Genomic DNA, 17,609 nt, shown 5'->3' with positions numbered 1-17,609 from the left:
ATGGCAACAACCCCTATGACTGCCGCAGAGCATAAAGAAAGAACCGCACGCTCGTATAAGTTGCTGTTGTGGTTCGCCATGGCCAGCATGTTTATGATGTTTGCCGGGATTACCAGTGCTTTTATCGTAAGTAAGTCGAGAGAAGATTGGATGAAAGACTTCCAGTTTCCGACAGCTTTTTATTTCAGTACTCTTGCCATTATTTTGTGCAGCGTGACGTTTCATTTGGCTAAAAAAGCAATTTCAAAGGATAACAGAAGTGCCACCACCGGTTTTTTGTGGGTCACTTTAATTCTGGGTGCTGCTTTTGTTTTTTTACAGTTTGAAGGCTTTGGTCAGTTGATGAATCAAGGGTATTATTTTACCGGACCGCAAAGCAATATTGCCACTACTTTCCTGTATGTAATAGCCGTGGTTCACTTAGCACACTTGGCCGGAGGGATTATTTCACTTTTAATCATAATTTATAATCATTTTAAACAAAAATACAATTCAAGTCAATTACTTGGAATTGAGCTAGGTGCAATGTACTGGCACTTTCTTGATTTCTTGTGGATTTGTTTGTTTTTCTTTTTATATTTCTTTAAATAAGAAAAAAAATCTAAATTTGGGAACTTTTTAACGAATAACTTTTATGGGAGCTACAGTTACTACTGCAAATACAAACGAAAATACTTGGGGTGGCGGAAATGAACCAATGGGTGCCAGCTATGGTAAATTGATGATGTGGTTTTTCATCGTATCCGATGCTTTGACCTTCTCCGGTTTCCTTGCGGCATACGGTTTTTCAAGATTTAAATTTATCGATAATTGGCCTATTGCTGACGAAGTGTTTACACACTTTCCGTTTATGCATGGAGTAGATGCGCCAATGTATTATGTGGCCTTAATGACTTTTATTTTGATTTTCTCATCAGTAACTATGGTTTTGGCTGTTGATGCCGGACATCAGATGAAACAAAAGAAAGTAGCGTTTTATATGTTGTTAACCATTGTCGGTGGTTTAATCTTCGTGGGTTCGCAAGCTTGGGAGTGGAAAAACTTCATTAAAGGAGAATACGGAGCTATCGAAACCAAAGGCGGAAGTATTATCCAGTTTGTGGATAAAAACGGAAAAAGAGTAAAATTAGAGGATGTTGCCGTGGTTTTGCCTGAAGCGAGAGAGCAGCACAAAAAGAGCAATGGTTTATGGTTTGTAGGTGAGCCATCATTACCGTCTTATTCAGTAGCTGAAGTGCAGGCAGGTTTCAAAGCGCATCCGGAACTATTGGTTAGAACTGAAAAAATTTACCGAGATACGAAAGAAGACCGAGAAAATAAATCGTTGCAACCGGGCTTGAACAAAAACAAGCACCGTGAGGTTTTGAACAGAGAAGCTTCTGAAACCATGGTGGCCAATGCTCATTTGGTCGTAGAAGGTGCTAACTTGGAGCGAAACGAATACGGTAGTAAATTGTTTGCCGATTTCTTTTTCTTCATCACCGGATTTCACGGTTTCCACGTATTTTCAGGTGTAGTTATCAATATTATCATTTACTTCAACGTTCTTTTAGGAACTTACGAAAAGAGAAAAAGTTACGAAATGGTGGAGAAAGTTGGACTTTACTGGCACTTCGTTGACTTAGTTTGGGTATTTGTATTTACTTTCTTCTACTTAGTTTAATTACAGAAAAACATAGATTATTATGTCACACGCACACGAACATGTATCCAATACATCAAGAATCTGGAAAGTTTTCATCTTATTATCTATTGTAACCATTATTGAGGTTGCCTTAGGTATTGTAAGACCGGAATTTCTTTTTATGAATAACTTTCTAAGCATGAATTTGCTTAACTGGGTGTTTATTATTTTAACGTTATACAAAGCATACTACATCGTTTGGGCTTTCATGCACATGGAAGGTGAAAAAAGTAGTTTGCGTTGGGCTGTAGTAGCCACCGTTATTTTCCTTGTTTTGTATCTCGTATTCATCTTACTTGTTGAAGCCGATTATGTATATGAGGTTTTTAAAAATTCTACTATTAAATGGAATTTTTAACACTATATTAATTCAAAAAAAGTCCCGATTCCATCGGGATTTTTTTATTTTTGTACTATAGTTTTTGGCCATTTCATGAAAAAAAATATTGTCCTTTTTGTACTGTTTATCCTGCCTATAGTAGCCTATCTTTTCTTTGCTTCCGGGGTCAACAGTTTTATTACCTTGCCCACGATAACGCCAAATATCCCCGATGTAAATCAGCAGTGGCAATCTTTAGATGGCAAAGAGGTAACCTTAGATAAAAAAATCACTATTTTAGGTTTTCCGGGTCAAGACATTATGACCAATAGCGGCAATTTTTTTACCCTAAACCAAAAAATTTATAACAAGTACCATGAGTTTAAAGATTTTCAAATGGTATTTGTGGCGCCCGACGGTACGCAAGAGCAAGCGCAAAAACTCTTAAAAGAGCTCGGAAAAATTACCAAAGTGTCCGGGTATCATTTTGTGTTTGCCAAACCCGAGGAAATTCAAAATTATTTTAATGAATTAAAGTTGCTGGGAAAACTCGATAACCGTTCCGGAACGTCTTACGTTTATATTGTAGATAAAAAAAGAAACCTACGCGGTCGCAAAGGGAAAAGTGTTCAGGGCGAAGCCGAATACAAAGAAGGATACAATACTACTTCTGCCTCCGAGTTACACAATGATATGATGGATGATGTAAAAATCATATTAGCCGAGTATCGTTTGGCGTTGAAAAGAAATAATGCCGATCGAAAAATCTAATCACTGTCATGAAAAATAAATCGTATATAGGATTATCGCTGGTTATATTAGTCTTCGGGATTTTATTTATCCCTAAAATAGTGCAACGGATTAAAAACAATACAGTGGTTCAAGGCGACCGAATTGACGCCGTTTCCAATCATAAAAATAAAGGTGCCGAAACCGGCCTAATAACTGTCGGACCGGCACCAAAGTTTGAACTTACCGATCAGAACAACGTAAAGATTAGTAATGAAACATATAAAGGGAAAGTCTACGTTTTAGAATTTTTCTTTTCTACCTGTCCGTCTATTTGCCCTATTATGAATAAAAATATGGTGAGCATTCAGAATGAATTTTTCGGAAATCCTAATTTCGGAATTGCTTCTATATCCATCAATCCGGAATACGATACCGCCAAAGTATTGAAGGAACATGCCGAATTAATCGGAGTGAAATCGACCAATTGGCATTTGCTTACCGGAGATAAAAAATACATTTATGACATTTCAAACAAAGGATTTAATATCTATGCCGGCGAAAATAAAAATGCCTCAGGTGGATTTGAACATTCGGGATTATTTGCCTTGATTGATAAAGAAGGAAACATCAGATGTCGTAAAGATAAATTCGGTAACCCTATACTGTATTACGACGGATTAGAAAAAGAAGGCGTAAAAGCCATTATAGAAGATATAAAAACCCTGTTAAATGAGTAAAGAACCCAAAACACTGGAAGGAAAATTCAAAGGTTCCATCATTGCCGTATCTATTATCATTCCCGTTGCGGTTGCCGTTTTGTTCACGGTGAAGCTCAAAGATTTCGGATTCGATGTGGAACCATTATCTTTTTTGCCGCCAATTTATGCCTCCATCAATGCCATGACGGCTTTGTTTTTAGTGATGGGCGTTTTGGCCATTAAAAACGGAAACCGAAAAGTGCACGAAAGAATGATGACTTTGTCTATCGCTTGTTCGGTCATTTTTTTGGTTATGTATGTGGCGTATCATATGACTGCCGATTCTACCAAATACGGCGATATTAATCACGATGGTCTTTTGGATGCCACCGAGTTAGCCAATGCCGGTTCGATGCGTTTGGTGTACTTCTTTATCCTTATTTCACATATCGTGTTATCGGTAGCGATTATTCCTTTGGTACTGGTTACTTACGTCAGAGCTTTGGCAGCGCATTTTGACCGACATAAGAAATTAGCCAAAATTACATTCCCGATTTGGTTGTATGTTGCCGTGACAGGGGTTTTGGTGTACTTGATGATTTCTCCGTATTATGCCAATTAAAGCGATGAAAGATAAGAGAAATGGGATAAGCCAAAAATTAGCATTACTGATTTTTGCGTATTGTTTGTTGCCTGTGCTCTCTTTTTCCCAATGCGCGATGTGTCGTGCTTCTTTAGAGAGTTCAGGAGATAATGCCAAAGTAGAAGCTGTAAATGACGGCATCGTTTTCTTGATGGCGATACCTTATTTGTTGGTCGCCGGGATAGGTTTTGTGGTTTACAAAATGTATTACGGTAAAAAGAAAGCCAATCAATCTTAATCCATTCCGTCGATTCGTACACTCATTTTTCCGGTAGCGGTAATAAATGCAATCATGGCTTTGTCGGTGATTTCTACTTTTTCAAATTCAAAATCATTCATTGTGCCGTTTACAAAAACCCCTTTCATAGGGGAATAATTATTCAAATACGGCAACATATTCTTTTTCCCTTCTTCCAAATTCTCTTTAATAGAATAACGGCAATTTTCCTGAATTTTTCTCAAAATCATACCTTGCAACAACCAATTGGCAGTTCGCGTTAGAATTCCTTTGCTGTCCAATACATAATCCATTTGATCAAAATAAATTTCCTTGGTAATGCTGTTGTAATTCGGGATACCCGACAAATAAATCGTCCCGTTAATGCTGCCGCTCATGGTTAAAGCAATGATAATTTTACCGTCTTTTTGCCAAAGAGAGACCTCTTCCACCGTAATTTTTCGGTTACCCGAGGCAAATTCCTGTCCTTTAAAATTTCCGGTGATTATTTTGGAAGCACTTTCATAGGTCGAAATACCCACTATGTTGGCAGTAATCGAGTTGGGCATTTTGGTTACCGCTTTAAATTGAATGGCATCCCGGTTGAAACCCTCTTTCGGTTGCATGCCTACCATGGTTTGCATGTTGCACTTCAATCCCAAATCCATTTTAATTTGAGTTTTTTCCAGTATGGCATCCGTCACATAAACTTCAATCGGAATGAGTTTAAACCAGGTTTGGTAGTGTTCGCTGGTGAGGAACGGAGTGCTGATTTTGTCTAAAACATCCAAAACATAAGGCTTAAAATCACACGATTTCTCTATGGCGGCATCAATTTTTTTAGCCACTTTAGATTTGAAAATAGAAAGCGTCGGATTGATAATATACGTAATCGGAACATTTTTCCCGGCGACCAAAATAGTCGGACTTTCAGACCACTCAAAATCTTCAATCTGAGAAATGGTTGTCATTTTCCAGTTGGATAATCTAACACTGCTAATCATGGTAATGGTGCCGTTTAAATTAATTTCGCGGGTATCGTTTAAACCCATAAAATCAGTGCCGTATTTAAAACGAGACCAAATTTTCAAAGGCATAACCGTTTCTATCTTGCCATTTTTCTCGATAATTTTTATGGGAGCGGTTTTCCAAATTTTCATTTCCGTTTTATCATCTTCCAAATTGGAATCGTCATAAATCTGACCGGTTAATGTCTTGTTTAATTGACTTTCGATCTCTTTCAGCGTAATTTCCAAAGGCATGTTTACAAAAGAAGTCTTGGTTTTATAAACCATAGGCGCATCGTTGGAAGGCATTGGTTTTAGGGCTTCAATTCTTTTTGCCGTCGAGCATGCATTAATAAGAAATGAAAGGATTGCAACCTGAAAAATCGTTTTAAACGTGGACATGAAAAATTATTTTCGGTAAAAATAAATCTAAATCTGAAATACTATTGTAACATTATTCAAAAAAAAATGTCTAAATCAAAGAAATATAAATGAAGATAGAAATTACAAAAGCGATATCTTTGTTTACGGAAGAAAAACGAGCGTTACGCTATCCTATATGAAAATAATAAACACCTACTTTTTGTTTGGTTTTGCGCTACTTTTCGGAGTAGTTTCTTCGGCGCAAACCAAAAAATGGACCATCATGGAATGTGTTGAGTATGCCCTCAAGAACAATATTTCCATCAAGCAATCCGAATTAGACGTCCGCTTAGCCGACATTGAAAAAAAAGCGGCTGTCGGCAACTTTTTGCCCAATTTAAATGCTAGTGGATCTCACTCTTGGAGTATAGGAGCTAACATCAATCCTGTGACTAATGCGCGAGAAAATCAGACCACGCAATTTACCCAAATGAGTTTGAGTTCGAGTGTTGATATTTACAACGGATTGCAAAATCAAAACCGATTGAGAAGAGCAAAACTCAGCCAACTGGCCGCTCAATACCAATTAACCAAAATGCAGGACGACATTTCGTTGTATGTGGCCAATGCTTATTTGGATATTCTTTTTAACAGAGAAAATCTAAAAGTGCAACAGGCTCAGTTAGCTAACGATGAAAAGCAACTAGTTCGCACGCAAGAATTGGTCGACGCCGGAATGGTTCCGAGAGGCGATTTATTGGATATGAGAGCAACGGTAGCTTCCGATAAACAAAAAGTGGTGGCTGCCGAAAACAGTTTGCTGATTTCCCGATTGAGTTTGGCGCAATTGCTTCGTTTGGAAGATTTTGCCGCTTTTGATATTGCCGATGTGGATATTGAGGCTAAAGCAAGTCCGGTCATGTCCGAAACCCCCGAAGCTATTGTATCCAAAGCCAATGAAGTACGCGTGGAAATTAAAATAGCAAAAGCCAATTTAGACATCGCCGAAAGAGATGTCAAAATCGCCAGAGGCGCGCTTCAGCCGAGCGTTTCTTTTGGGTATAATTTCGGTACTAACGCCAGTTACTCGGACCGAATTATCGGTATAGATAGTAACGGTGTGCCAATCATTGCCGGCCCGCTACCGGTCTTCGATCAGTTTAGCGATAACAAAGGACATAATTTCGGGGTTCAAGTCAGTGTTCCCATTTTTAATGGTTTTTCCGCTAAAAATAATGTCGAGCGAAACAAAGTCGCTTACGAGAGATCCAAAAATGCTTTCGAGCAGGCCAAACTCGATTTAGAAACGAATGTGTACAAAGCGATTACCGATACCAAAGGAGCGCTCAATACCTACGAGGCATCTATCGCGGCTTTAGAAGCCCGTCTGGAAGCGTTTAATTATGCCAAAGAAAAGTTTGCAGTAGGAATGATGAATACCTTCGATTACAACCAAGCCCAAACACTGTATGTGAATTCTCAATCCGATGCTATTCGTGCCAAATACGATTACATATTTAAAACCAAAGTGGTAGAACTTTATTTTGGAATCCCAATCATTCAAAAACCATAAATCATGTCAAAGAAAAAAATATACTGGATAACAGGAATCTTAGTTTTTATTTTAATAGTACTATTGTTGCTTTCTAAATCGGGAGCTATTGGTAATAAAGAGGAAGGTGTCGAAATTGAAACCGCTCAGGCCGATGAAATTACGATAGTAGAAACAGTCTCTGCCACCGGAAAAATTCAACCCGAAATTGAAGTGAAAATTTCATCTGAAGTATCCGGAGAGATTATTGATTTGCCGGTCAAAGAAGGACAAGTGGTAAAAAAAGGACAACTTCTGGTGAAGATAAATCCCGATTTATATACTTCGGGTTACAACCGAACCGTTTCTAATTTGTCGGGAACCAAAGCCGGTTTAAGTCAGGCCGATGCCTCTTTCAAAGAAGCCAAAGCCAGTTACGATCGCAGTAAAACACTTTACGATAAAGGTATTATCTCCAAATCCGAATGGGATAAAGCCGTGGCATCTTTTGAAGTGGCCAAAGCCAACAAAGAGTCGGCGTACTACAACGTACAAAGTGCTAATGCTACGGTGAGAGAAGCCAAAGACAACTTAGGCCGAACCACCATTTATTCTCCGGCCGACGGTACCATTTCTTCCTTAGGGGTTGAATTAGGAGAACGCGTTTTGGGAACGCAACAAATGACCGGAACCGAATTGCTAAGAGTGGCCAATTTGGATAATATGGAAGTGGAAGTAGATGTCAACGAAAATGATATTGTGAAAGTGAGTATCGGCGACAGCACTAAAATACAAGTGGATGCCTATTTGAAAAAAGAGTTTAAAGGAATCGTAACCAGTATTTCCAATTCGGCCAGTACGACTACCACGGCAGATCAGGTAACTAATTTTAAAGTGAAAGTTCGCATTCTAAAAGAATCGTATCAAGACTTATTGGAAGGCAAACCGGCCAGCTATTCCCCGTTCAGACCCGGAATGACCGCTACGGTTGATATCATTACCAAGCGAAAAGAAAAAGTAATCGGAGTGCCTATCAGTTCAGTGGTAGTGAAAAACGATACAGCAGCAACGTCTAAAGACGAACCTAAGATGGAAGGCGAAGCCAAAAAAGTCCTGGGCAAAAGCGACAAAAAATTTGAATGTGTTTTTGTAAAAGAAGGTGACAAAGCCAAAATCAGAGTCATCAAAACCGGAATTCAAGACGACACGAACATCGAAGTAGTTTCGGGCTTAAAGAAAGGCGATGTAGTAATCGTAGGACCCTACACCACGGTGACTAAAGACTTGAAATCGGGCGACAAAGTGAGATCGAAAAAAGAGACAGAAAAAGCTAAAAAATAATTCCTTGGCCTATATTTTAAACATAGAAACGGCTACTAAAAATTGTTCGGTGTCTCTGGCGCATAACGGAACTACAATTTTGTGTCAAGAAATTGCCGAGCAGGGGTATTCACATGCCGAAAAATTGCATGTTTTTATCGAGAACATTTTACAAGAGAGCGGGATTCATTTAAAAGACCTGAACGCTATAGCGGTCAGTAAAGGTCCGGGGTCATATACCGGATTGCGCATTGGTGTTTCGGCGGCCAAAGGGTTGTGTTACGCCTTGCAAATTCCGTTAATTGCGGTAGACACGTTAGCGGTTTTGGCTGCCGCAGTTTCTCAAAATGACGGTTGGGTAATTCCCATGATTGACGCACGCAGAATGGAGGTGTACAGTGCCGTTTTTGATAGTAATAAAAAAAAGATTCAGGAAGTACAAGCTGAAATTCTCACCTCAGAAAGTTATGCTTCGGTTACCGATACCGTATATTTAGTGGGCGATTGTCAGGAGAAATGCAAAACGGTTTTGACTCGAGAGAATTTTGTGTTTCTGCCCGAAATTGTTTTCCCTTCGGCCCAACACATGAGCGCTATGAGTTATGGTAAATACCAACAGCAACTTTTTGAAGATGTGGCGTATTTTGAGCCGTTCTATCTGAAAGATTTTATGCTGACCAAGTAAGTATTATCCTTTCGATGCTTCTCGGACAAAAGGTTGAGTAACGATGCCTGCAGCATCAAAAGCTTCTTTGCAGTTTTCAAGAATATCCGAGCTCATATCACCAAAATCGACATTTTTAGCCCACGGCTTAATGGATAAGTGAATCGCCGAATCGGTTAAGTCGCGTACCGTTACCGTTGGTGCCGGATTCTTCAATACCTTAGGGTGGTTTAACATTACCTGCATCACAATATCTTTAGCAGTTTTGATATTGGTATCATACGAAAGCGAAAAAACCAAATCAGCTCGGCGGTTACCTTGCATGGAGTAATTGATAATCACACCGTTTGAAAGAATACCGTTTGGCACAAAGATGGTTTGGTTGTTGCCGGTGATTAACTTAGTGACAAAAATCTGAATCTCTAACACCGTTCCGACAACGCCTTGTGCTTCAATCGTATCGCCTACGCGAAAAGGTTTGAACAAGATAATCAACATCCCGCCGGCAAAATTAGAAAGCGAGCCTTGCAACGATAAGCCAATGGCTAAACCGGCCGCTCCCAAGATAGCCACAAAAGACGAGGTTTCGATACCTAGTTTTGAAATAAAAGTCACAAAAAGTAAAACCCGCAACGCCCAAAGCAAACTGTCGGCTAAAAACTTAGATAAGGTGGGGTCGAGTTCTCGTTTCACCATTATTTTTCGAACCAATCGGTTGATGAAACGAATGACGTACAGCCCAACGAAGAGTATGATTAATGCTGAAACGAGCTTAGGAGAATAATCAATCAGCAACCGAATAAATCGGTCAACATATTCGGCGAATGAGTGGATGTATTCCAGTTCTTTTTTTTCCATGCTTTGATAAAAAAATCCCTTCCCGAAGTCTCGGGATTCGGGATAATAATGAAAGCAAAAATACTGATTTTTAAAATTAGTCCGCGTCTTCTTCTACACGATTTACCGTTTCTTTAATAGCTTCTTCAGTGTTTTCGGAGCTGTCACCGGTAAAGGCACTGATTTTTTCTTTCACGGTGTCGGTGGCGTTTTCCGTAAACGTGCTGATTTTTTCTTTGGCATTTTCAACTACGTTTTCAATCGTGTCGGCTGCTTGCGGCACCAACTCGCTGATTTTTTCCTGAGCTGTTTCCACAAACGTTTCTAATTTATCCACAACCGGTTCGGCCATGTCTTTAACTTTTTCAATGGTTTCTTCCGCCATTTGTTGTGTTTGTCCTCCGACGTTTCCTTTGGAGCCGCCGAATAAATTCTTAAAAAAATTACCCAATCCCATACCTGTTGTTTTTATTTGGTTACTACTAACAATAGTACGAATTTTTTCTAAGAAAACGAAGTGATTTCCTGTATAATTTGCTCAAAATCAGTGCTTGGTAGTTGACAAGTCTTGTTTTGACACAAATACAGCAGTGTCTGATTTTGAGAAGAACGACCGGTTAAGAAAGGAAGATGGCTTTGGTCGAGAGTACCCGCCACCACAATGTTAGGGGTGTATTTTTGATTTATTTTGAAAACATAGTCCAACGCTTCCGGGCCGCAAATGGCCAATTCCCGATTCTGTTCCGAATACTTCAAAGAAAGGTGTAACCAATTGGAATAAGCAGAAGGATAATCGATATTGGGCATCATATAGCGCACCATTTTTTCGGCTACCGATTCATAATAGGTGTTGTGATAATAAATACCCAATTGAAATAAATTGTGTGCCATCACCGAATTGGCGGCCGGAATCACATTATCTTCCGTTTCAAAATGAGGAGTAATCAAAGGTTGGTCTTTTTGCGAGGTGTATGCAAAAAAAGCTTCTTTTTTATCATAAAAAAAATCAAAACAATAATCGGTGAGTTGCTTGGCGGTGTCCAACCAAGACGCGTCCAAAGTTGCCTCATACAAGGCTATCAAAGCGTTGATAACCTGAGCATAATCCTCCAGATAGGCATTAATAGTGGCTTTTCCGTTTTTGTAGGTTCGGTACAAATGACCTTCAGGTGACCAAAGTTTTTGCGTAATAAAACGCGCGTTTTGCAGGGCAATGTTCAAGTATTTTACATTGCCCAATGCCTTATAGGCATCTACAAAGCCTTTGAGCATTATGGCGTTCCAAGAGGTGATGCATTTGTCGTCCAATCGGGGTTTACTTCGTTTGGACCGGGCACTATAAAGGAGGTTTTCCCATTTTTTCTTCTTTGCGGCTAAAACGGCTGTGTCTAGGTGATGTTGGGCCGCAATGGTTTCCGTTGACTGATTTTGAATTAACACATAGTTACCCTGTTCCCAATGGCCAAAATCGTTTACGTTGAAAACTTCGGAGAACAACTCGTAATCGGTTCCTAAGAGTGCTTGCAGCTCGGTCTTGGTCCACACATAAAAAGCGCCTTCTTCCAAATGATTCTCCGAGTTTAGGCTGTCGGCGTCGAGTGCGGCATAAAAACTACCTTCTGAGGTAAGCCATTCTTTTTCCACAAACTGCAATGTTTTTTCGATGATTTCCTTGTACAAGTCATTGCCGGAAAGTTTGTAGGCGTTGGCATAGAGCGATACCAGTTGCCCGTTGTCGTACAACATTTTTTCGAAATGGGGTACATGCCATTTCAAGTCCACCGAATAGCGAGAAAAACCGCCGTCAACCGTATCGAATAAACCACCATAAGCCATTTTGGTTAGGGTGAGATAGACAAAATTGAGCAACTCGGTGTTTTGGGTTTGATAGCCGTAACGCAATAAAAACTCGTAGTTGGTCGGCATCATAAACTTGGGTGCGCGCGCCATGCCGCCAAACTCCCAATCAAAACTGCGTTGCCATTTTTCGAGATGTTGGGTCAGTGTTTTGGGGTCGAATACCGTTTCCGAAGCGGTTTTAGGGATGATGCTGATGGTTTGTAACCCTTCGTGAAGTTGCTGGGCATAGTCGTAGATGGTTTCGGGATTTTCCCGGTAGATTTCCTGCAGTTTTTCGAGGGCATTGATCCATTCGTTTTTTCGGAAATAGGTGCCGCCCCAAATGGGTCTGCCGTCCGGCAAGGTAACCACATTCATAGGCCAGCCGCCATGACCGGTCATGACTTGTACCGCTTTCATGTACACCGCATCGATATCGGGCCGTTCTTCGCGGTCGACTTTGATGTTGATGAAGTGTGCATTCATTACCGCTGCGACTTCTGTATCTTCGAAACTCTCGTGTTCCATAACATGGCACCAATGACAAGCCGAATAACCGATACTGATAATGATAAGTTTGTTTTGGTTTTGAGCTTGCGCTAAAGCCGACTCGTTCCAAGCTTTCCAATGCACAGGATTGTTGGCGTGTTGGAGCAGGTATGGACTGGTTTCGAGGTGGAGTTCGTTCATATTGGATTGTTTAGCCCCGATAGCAGTGAAAATCCTTTTTGTTTTGTGCCGGTGTCCGAAGTATCGGGAAGTTGGAGCACAAAACAAAAAGATTGTAACGGATAGCGGGAAAAAGCTTCAAAAAAATTATAAAAAAAGCGTCCAATTTCGGACGCTTAAAGGTACTTCTTTTTTTTGAAACAGGGTTATCCGTTAAGTGCTTCGACTACAATTTGGTTGTCGTTGAGCATGCTTTTAAGCATGTTTTCGATGCCGTTTTTGAGGGTGAAGGTCGATGACGGACAGCCGTTGCAAGAACCTTGAAGCACCACTTTTACCTTTTTGTCTTTTTCGTCGTAAGAGTCGAAGAGTATGTTGCCGCCGTCGGCTGCTACCGCGGGTTTCACATATTCTTCGAGGATGTTCACAATTTGTTGTGAGGTTACATCCAGGTTGTCGAAGTTTTTGATTTGCTGTTTCTCTTGTTTGATGTCATTTTGAATGAGGCTATCGTCGATGACCGTACCGCCGTTTTCGATAAATTGTTTGATAAATGTGCGTAATTCGAGTGTGATTTCGTCCCACGAAATACTGTCATATTTGGTTACGGATACGTAATTCTCAGAGATAAAAATTTCTTTTACGTAGTGAAACTTAAATAATTCCTGCGCCAATGGGGATGCTTGAGCTTCATCGATGTTTTTAAACTCAACCGTGGTTTTGGTCAACGCTTTGTTAACTACAAACTTGAGAGCTGATGGGTTAGGCGTTGTTTCTCCGTATACGGAAACCGGCATTTTTCTGGTTTGGTTTTCGGGAGGAAGTACAATAACACCACCATTGTTGACATAATTTTCGATTTGCTCGGCCACTTCTTCTTTGACATCAGCCCAATCTACGATACTGAAACGCTCAACCGCGATAAAGTTGCCCGAAATGTATACCGTTTTTACGAAAGGCAAGTAGAATAACTGTTGGGCTAAAGGCGAATTTTTAGCTTCATCGATGTTTTTGAATTCGAAACTTTCGTTTTGCGTAATAAAATCGGGGAATTCAAATTTAATTATCGTTGGATTTTGGGTTTCTTTTATGATGATTTTCATGGATTTGGAATATTTTTCTGCAAATTTAACAAAGTTATTTTCTGTGAATACTTATATTTGGACAATTAAACATTAAATTAACATTTAATGAAAAAAAACAACCAACCAACACAACTAAACTACTAAGCATGAAAAGGATTTTACTTTTACTTTTGTTAATAGCCGGAGTTTTAAATTCTTATTCCCAAGCTATTACAGTAAACACCACCACTTATACTGTTCCTCAGTTAGTACAGGATGTCCTTTTTTCGAATCCGACAGGGGGAACTAATTCTTGTGTGGGTACGATAAGTAACATTACGTGGAGTACAGGAACCAACTTTGGGTCTACCAACGGGATAGGCTATTTTCAAAACACCAATCCGAACTTTCCACTGACTTCGGGTGTAATCTTGTCTTCGGGTAATGTCATGAATGCGCCGGGTCCCAACGATTCTACCCTGAGTGATGGCGGTTTCGGATGGCCGGGAGATAATGATTTGTTTACCTACATACAAGGATTGGGTATTGATCCCGGTTTGACAGATTACAACAATGCCACGATTTTAGAATTTGATTTTACTCCGTTGACCAATCAAATGAGTTTTGATTTCTTGTTTGTTTCGGAAGAGTATGGGACTTTCCAGTGTACATTCTCGGATGCCTTTGCTTTTTTTTTAACAAACGTTACGGCCGGAACACCAACGACTAACTTGGCTTTGGTGCCGAGTACTACAACACCTATTTCTGTAATTACCATTAGAGATAATGCGTTTAACGGAGGATGTCCGTCGGTAAATCCGGGGTATTTTGGTGGTTTCAACGGACCTCCAAACGATGTGACTTCTGCTACTAATTTTAACGGGGAAACCGTTCTGATGACGGCTACTTCGGCGGTTATTCCTAATAATGTGTACCACATAAAATTAGTTATTGCTGACCGAAATGACAATGCCTTGGATTCGGCCGTGTTTTTAGGAGCCGGAAGTTTTGATATCGGTTCGGCTAATATTACTGGAACAGGACAATATGATGGTTTGGGAGATTTTTCGGGGACTAATGCTATTTGTGCCTCGGAAGCATTGACAATTCAGGCTAGTACGACACCTATAGTCGGAGCAACCTATTCTTGGACGTTTAATACCGGAACGATTCCCGGGGCTACCGGACATACGCTCGATGTTACTCAAGAAGGGGAATATTGTGTTACCATTACCTATCCGAGCGGTTGTCAACAAACCGATTGTGTGATAGTGGAATACATTCCCGGTTTGGACTTAGGGACGCCTAATGATTTGACCGTTTGCGCTAACCCGTTTGACTTAACTCAAAACACGCCGGTTATTTTGAATGGATTAAGTAATACGTTGACTTTTCATCATACGTTATTCGAAGCTCAAGAATTAATTGCACCTATCTCGAACCCTTCTAACTACATTGGTTTTGATGGAGAAATTATTTATGCGGCAGTTGAAGACGATATGACCGGTTGTATTGCCATAACGCAATTTACGCTACATATCAATCCGCTTTTGTGTACGTCAGACCCTATTCCTAATCCGCCACCGACGTTAACGCTATGCGAAAACAGTTTTGGCAGCGGTACAGCAAACTTTGATTTTACACCGCAAACAGCCATAGTTTTGGGAACCTATCCCGCAGCAGATTATACGGTATCGTATCATCTCTCTCAAAATGATGCCAATAATGACATAAATGCAATCAATCCTATTATTTCTTTTTCAGGGACAAACGGACAAACGATATACGTTAGATTAGAAGATAATTCCGATCCTACCAGCTTTGGGACCACCAGTTTTCAGTTGGTTGTAAATCCTTTGCCAACCGCAACAATCTCGGGAACAACATCAATTTGTTCCGGAAACAATACGGTGATTACCTTTAACGGTACGCCGAATGCCACCGTTACCTATACGGTAGATGGTAGTCCTAATCAAACTGTAGTGTTAGATGGTACCGGAACCAATACAGTAACCACTCCTAATTTAACTGCGAATTCAACGTATACCTTAGTGAGTGTTTTAAACAACACCACCAACTGTACCAGAGCAATTACCGGTTCAGCAGTTGTTACAGTGAATCCTTTGCCTACGGTTACTATCTCGGGAACTACATCTATATGCTCCGGGAATACAGCTGTGATTACATTTACCGGAACCCCTAATGCAGTGGTGACCTACAATATTAATTCAAATCCGAATCAGACTGTAACGCTGAGCGGAACCGGAATAGCAACCATTACAACTCCGGTTTTAACTTCTTCTGTAACGTATAACTTGGTTAATGTTGTAAATCCAGCCACAACTTGTTCACAAACACAAACTGGCTCCGCAATTGTTACCGTTGTTCCGCTGCCTTTTGTAGCGATTTCGGGAACTGCCACGATATGCTCGGGGGATTCGACCACAATTTCTTTTAATGGTTCTCCGTTTACAACTGTAACGTACACTGTGAATAACGGACCAAATCAGACCATTACCACGGATGCTTCAGGTAGCGCTGGACTTTTAACGGGTCCGTTGACTGTTACAACCACTTACACTCTGGTAAGCGTTCAGGATGGTAGCGGTAACACGCCTGCCTGCGGCCAAGCTCAAACGGGTTCCGCTACCGTGACTGTTAACACGGCACCTGTCATCAGTACACCTACGGATTATGTGGTATGTGATGACAGCAACAATAACGATGGTTTTTACTGTAATTTTGATTTCAACACTAAGATCAACGAGATTACCGGAGGTGACCCTAATATAGTGGTTACGTTCCATGAGACGTTAACCAATTCGCAAACGGGTGCTAACCCTCTGGCGAGTCCGTATTGTAATATCGACCCGGGCTTCCAAACGATTTATGTAAGAGCGTACAACAACGGTTCTCCGGCTTGTTACTCCAATACAACTTTTAATTTAATTATAAACCCATTGCCATTGGCCAATCCGGTGATTTCGGATTACGAGTTGTGTGATTACAACAATCCGGGTGATGGTGTGGAAGTCTTTACCTTAAACAGTAAAGATTTGGAGATTGCCAACGGTCAGACCAACGTGGCTATCGGTTACTATGATAACCCGACTGATGCGGCTAACCAAACCAACTCGTTACCGAACTTGTACACCAATACGGTTATCGGGGCTCCGCAAGAGATATGGATTAACATTCGCAACACTACTACGGGTTGTAACACGGTAAGTTCATTCTTTATCAATGTGAATCCGCTACCGAGTGTTACCCAACCCGACCCGATATTCCAATGTAGTAATGGTTTGAGCAATCAGGCGCAGTTTGATTTGACGGTTAGTGAAGCGCAAGTAACCGGAGGAGTAGGCAATGTAACAGTTACCTATTACAACACCTTACTCGATGCACAGAACGAAACCACTCCAATTACAGCCCCATTAGATTATACCGGTACGGATAACGAAATTGTGTACATCCGCGTTGAGGATAATGATACGGGCTGTTATGCCACTACAACACAGTTGTTAGAGGTAACTCAAGGACCGGTGGCCTTAACGCCGCAACCGTTACACTATTGTGATCCGAACAACGATTGTTTCGGAGAATTTAATTTAGAAGATGCCTCGGTAGAGATTGCCGGAGGAGTATGGCCGGTACCGGGAGTTTCCATTACCTACCACGAAACCCAAACCGATGCCGAGACCGGCGCCAATCCTATAGCGAGTCCGTATTACAATATCGATCCGTGTACACAAACGATTTATGTACGTGTGTTCTATACCTTAACCGGTTGTGCCAACTATGTACAATTACAATTGATTGTAGACCCAACCCCTGAGGCCACTACACCAGCCGATTACCAATTGTGTGATTACACGGGTGCTGTGGGGTATGAGACATTTGATTTAAGCAGTGTAGAACCGGAGATATTGGGAGGTATCGACCCGACGCTTACCGATGTTACGTTCCACACGACTTTAGCGGATGCTCAAAACGATGCCAATGCGATTACATCGGAGACGAGT

16 protein-coding genes are annotated in these 17,609 nt (G+C 40.7%); 11 read left to right on the top strand and 5 right to left on the bottom strand.

Going from position 1 to position 17,609, the window contains the following annotated elements; all coding sequences use genetic code 11:
- The 7 genes from QHT84_RS00080 (at window position 1) to QHT84_RS00050 (ending at window position 4,314) form a co-directional block, all read left to right on the top strand.
- Window positions 1-591 (top strand): cytochrome c oxidase subunit 3, encoded by a 591-nt coding sequence (locus tag QHT84_RS00080; protein ID WP_283237499.1) that lies wholly within the window; start codon window positions 1-3, stop codon window positions 589-591.
- 43 nt (window positions 592-634) lie between these two features.
- A complete protein-coding gene (locus tag QHT84_RS00075; RefSeq protein WP_283237498.1) occupies window positions 635-1,663 on the top strand; it encodes a cytochrome c oxidase subunit 3 in 1,029 nt (342 codons plus the stop codon).
- A gap of 22 nt (window positions 1,664-1,685) precedes the next feature.
- Window positions 1,686-2,042 carry a cytochrome C oxidase subunit IV family protein gene (locus QHT84_RS00070; RefSeq protein WP_283237497.1) on the top strand — a complete coding sequence of 119 codons (357 nt, stop codon included), beginning with the start codon at window positions 1,686-1,688 and terminating at the stop codon, window positions 2,040-2,042.
- Window positions 2,043-2,117: 75 nt separating this feature from the next.
- The gene (locus QHT84_RS00065) at window positions 2,118-2,774 is read left to right on the top strand and encodes a hypothetical protein (protein WP_283237496.1); all 657 of its coding nucleotides are present in this window, start codon (window positions 2,118-2,120) and stop codon (window positions 2,772-2,774) included.
- Between the two features lie 8 nt (window positions 2,775-2,782).
- Complete coding sequence (locus QHT84_RS00060; protein WP_283237495.1) at window positions 2,783-3,472, top strand: SCO family protein; 690 nt, start codon at window positions 2,783-2,785, stop codon at window positions 3,470-3,472.
- The gene (locus QHT84_RS00055) at window positions 3,465-4,055 is read left to right on the top strand and encodes a DUF420 domain-containing protein (RefSeq protein WP_283237494.1); all 591 of its coding nucleotides are present in this window, start codon (window positions 3,465-3,467) and stop codon (window positions 4,053-4,055) included. Before QHT84_RS00060 ends, QHT84_RS00055 begins: the two co-directional genes overlap by 8 nt.
- Window positions 4,056-4,059: 4 nt before the next feature.
- Entirely contained in the window at window positions 4,060-4,314 is a 255-nt protein-coding gene (locus tag QHT84_RS00050; RefSeq protein ID WP_283237493.1) for a hypothetical protein, read from the top strand.
- Here QHT84_RS00050 and QHT84_RS00045 read toward each other — a convergent pair.
- Window positions 4,311-5,609 carry a DUF4403 family protein gene (locus QHT84_RS00045; protein ID WP_283237492.1) on the bottom strand — a complete coding sequence of 433 codons (1,299 nt, stop codon included), beginning with the start codon at window positions 5,607-5,609 and terminating at the stop codon, window positions 4,311-4,313. The genes QHT84_RS00050 and QHT84_RS00045 overlap by 4 nt on opposite strands.
- Window positions 5,610-5,859: 250 nt before the next feature.
- Here QHT84_RS00045 and QHT84_RS00040 point away from each other — a divergent pair, with 250 nt between their 5' ends.
- From QHT84_RS00040 to tsaB, 3 genes are read left to right on the top strand one after another with little or no spacing between them, the layout of a single operon-like run.
- Window positions 5,860-7,236: a TolC family protein gene (locus tag QHT84_RS00040; protein WP_283237491.1), complete on the top strand. Its 1,377-nt coding sequence runs from the start codon at window positions 5,860-5,862 to the stop codon at window positions 7,234-7,236.
- Window positions 7,237-7,239: 3 nt separating this feature from the next.
- On the top strand, window positions 7,240-8,535 hold the full coding sequence (locus QHT84_RS00035) for an efflux RND transporter periplasmic adaptor subunit (protein ID WP_283237490.1): 1,296 nt from the start codon (window positions 7,240-7,242) through the stop codon (window positions 8,533-8,535).
- Window positions 8,536-8,539: 4 nt separating this feature from the next.
- Window positions 8,540-9,199 carry a tRNA (adenosine(37)-N6)-threonylcarbamoyltransferase complex dimerization subunit type 1 TsaB gene (gene tsaB, locus QHT84_RS00030; protein WP_283237489.1) on the top strand — a complete coding sequence of 220 codons (660 nt, stop codon included), beginning with the start codon at window positions 8,540-8,542 and terminating at the stop codon, window positions 9,197-9,199.
- 3 nt (window positions 9,200-9,202) lie between these two features.
- On the opposite strand, the gene QHT84_RS00025 is transcribed toward tsaB, so the two are convergent.
- The 4 genes from QHT84_RS00025 to QHT84_RS00010 all read right to left on the bottom strand — a co-directional run bounded on the left by QHT84_RS00025 (window position 9,203) and on the right by QHT84_RS00010 (window position 13,626).
- The gene (locus QHT84_RS00025; RefSeq protein ID WP_283237488.1) at window positions 9,203-10,036 is read right to left on the bottom strand and encodes a mechanosensitive ion channel family protein; all 834 of its coding nucleotides are present in this window, start codon (window positions 10,034-10,036) and stop codon (window positions 9,203-9,205) included.
- Window positions 10,037-10,112: 76 nt separating this feature from the next.
- On the bottom strand, window positions 10,113-10,472 hold the full coding sequence (locus QHT84_RS00020) for a hypothetical protein (RefSeq protein WP_283237487.1): 360 nt from the start codon (window positions 10,470-10,472) through the stop codon (window positions 10,113-10,115).
- Between the two features lie 47 nt (window positions 10,473-10,519).
- Window positions 10,520-12,544 carry a thioredoxin domain-containing protein gene (locus QHT84_RS00015; protein WP_283237486.1) on the bottom strand — a complete coding sequence of 675 codons (2,025 nt, stop codon included), beginning with the start codon at window positions 12,542-12,544 and terminating at the stop codon, window positions 10,520-10,522.
- Between the two features lie 185 nt (window positions 12,545-12,729).
- Entirely contained in the window at window positions 12,730-13,626 is an 897-nt protein-coding gene (locus QHT84_RS00010; RefSeq protein ID WP_283237485.1) for a NifU family protein, read from the bottom strand.
- Window positions 13,627-13,754: 128 nt separating this feature from the next.
- Here QHT84_RS00010 and QHT84_RS00005 point away from each other — a divergent pair.
- The coding region (locus QHT84_RS00005; RefSeq protein WP_283237484.1) for a choice-of-anchor L domain-containing protein at window positions 13,755-17,609 on the top strand (3,855 nt) is incomplete at its 3' end.

It is taken from the genome of Flavobacterium sedimenticola (genome assembly GCF_030053345.1).
Taxonomy (GTDB): domain Bacteria; phylum Bacteroidota; class Bacteroidia; order Flavobacteriales; family Flavobacteriaceae; genus Flavobacterium; species Flavobacterium sedimenticola.
The sequence above is the reverse complement of the archived record's forward strand: the minus strand, read 5'-3'. Positions and strand labels throughout refer to the sequence as shown.

Excerpts from the sequence above, each read along its gene's own strand:
- QHT84_RS00010 (WP_283237485.1), bottom strand. The coding sequence starts at position 13,626 with ATGAAAATCATCATAAAAGAAACCCAAAATCCAACGATAATTAAATTT.
- QHT84_RS00080 (WP_283237499.1), top strand. The coding sequence starts at position 1 with ATGGCAACAACCCCTATGACTGCCGCAGAGCATAAAGAAAGAACCGCA.
- QHT84_RS00020 (WP_283237487.1), bottom strand. The coding sequence starts at position 10,472 with ATGGGATTGGGTAATTTTTTTAAGAATTTATTCGGCGGCTCCAAAGGA.
- QHT84_RS00045 (WP_283237492.1), bottom strand. The coding sequence starts at position 5,609 with ATGCCTTCCAACGATGCGCCTATGGTTTATAAAACCAAGACTTCTTTT.
- QHT84_RS00070 (WP_283237497.1), top strand. The coding sequence starts at position 1,686 with ATGTCACACGCACACGAACATGTATCCAATACATCAAGAATCTGGAAA.
- QHT84_RS00065 (WP_283237496.1), top strand. The coding sequence starts at position 2,118 with ATGAAAAAAAATATTGTCCTTTTTGTACTGTTTATCCTGCCTATAGTA.
- QHT84_RS00060 (WP_283237495.1), top strand. The coding sequence starts at position 2,783 with ATGAAAAATAAATCGTATATAGGATTATCGCTGGTTATATTAGTCTTC.
- QHT84_RS00040 (WP_283237491.1), top strand. The coding sequence starts at position 5,860 with ATGAAAATAATAAACACCTACTTTTTGTTTGGTTTTGCGCTACTTTTC.
- QHT84_RS00035 (WP_283237490.1), top strand. The coding sequence starts at position 7,240 with ATGTCAAAGAAAAAAATATACTGGATAACAGGAATCTTAGTTTTTATT.
- QHT84_RS00015 (WP_283237486.1), bottom strand. The coding sequence starts at position 12,544 with ATGAACGAACTCCACCTCGAAACCAGTCCATACCTGCTCCAACACGCC.
- QHT84_RS00050 (WP_283237493.1), top strand. The coding sequence starts at position 4,060 with ATGAAAGATAAGAGAAATGGGATAAGCCAAAAATTAGCATTACTGATT.
- QHT84_RS00055 (WP_283237494.1), top strand. The coding sequence starts at position 3,465 with ATGAGTAAAGAACCCAAAACACTGGAAGGAAAATTCAAAGGTTCCATC.
- QHT84_RS00025 (WP_283237488.1), bottom strand. The coding sequence starts at position 10,036 with ATGGAAAAAAAAGAACTGGAATACATCCACTCATTCGCCGAATATGTT.
- QHT84_RS00075 (WP_283237498.1), top strand. The coding sequence starts at position 635 with ATGGGAGCTACAGTTACTACTGCAAATACAAACGAAAATACTTGGGGT.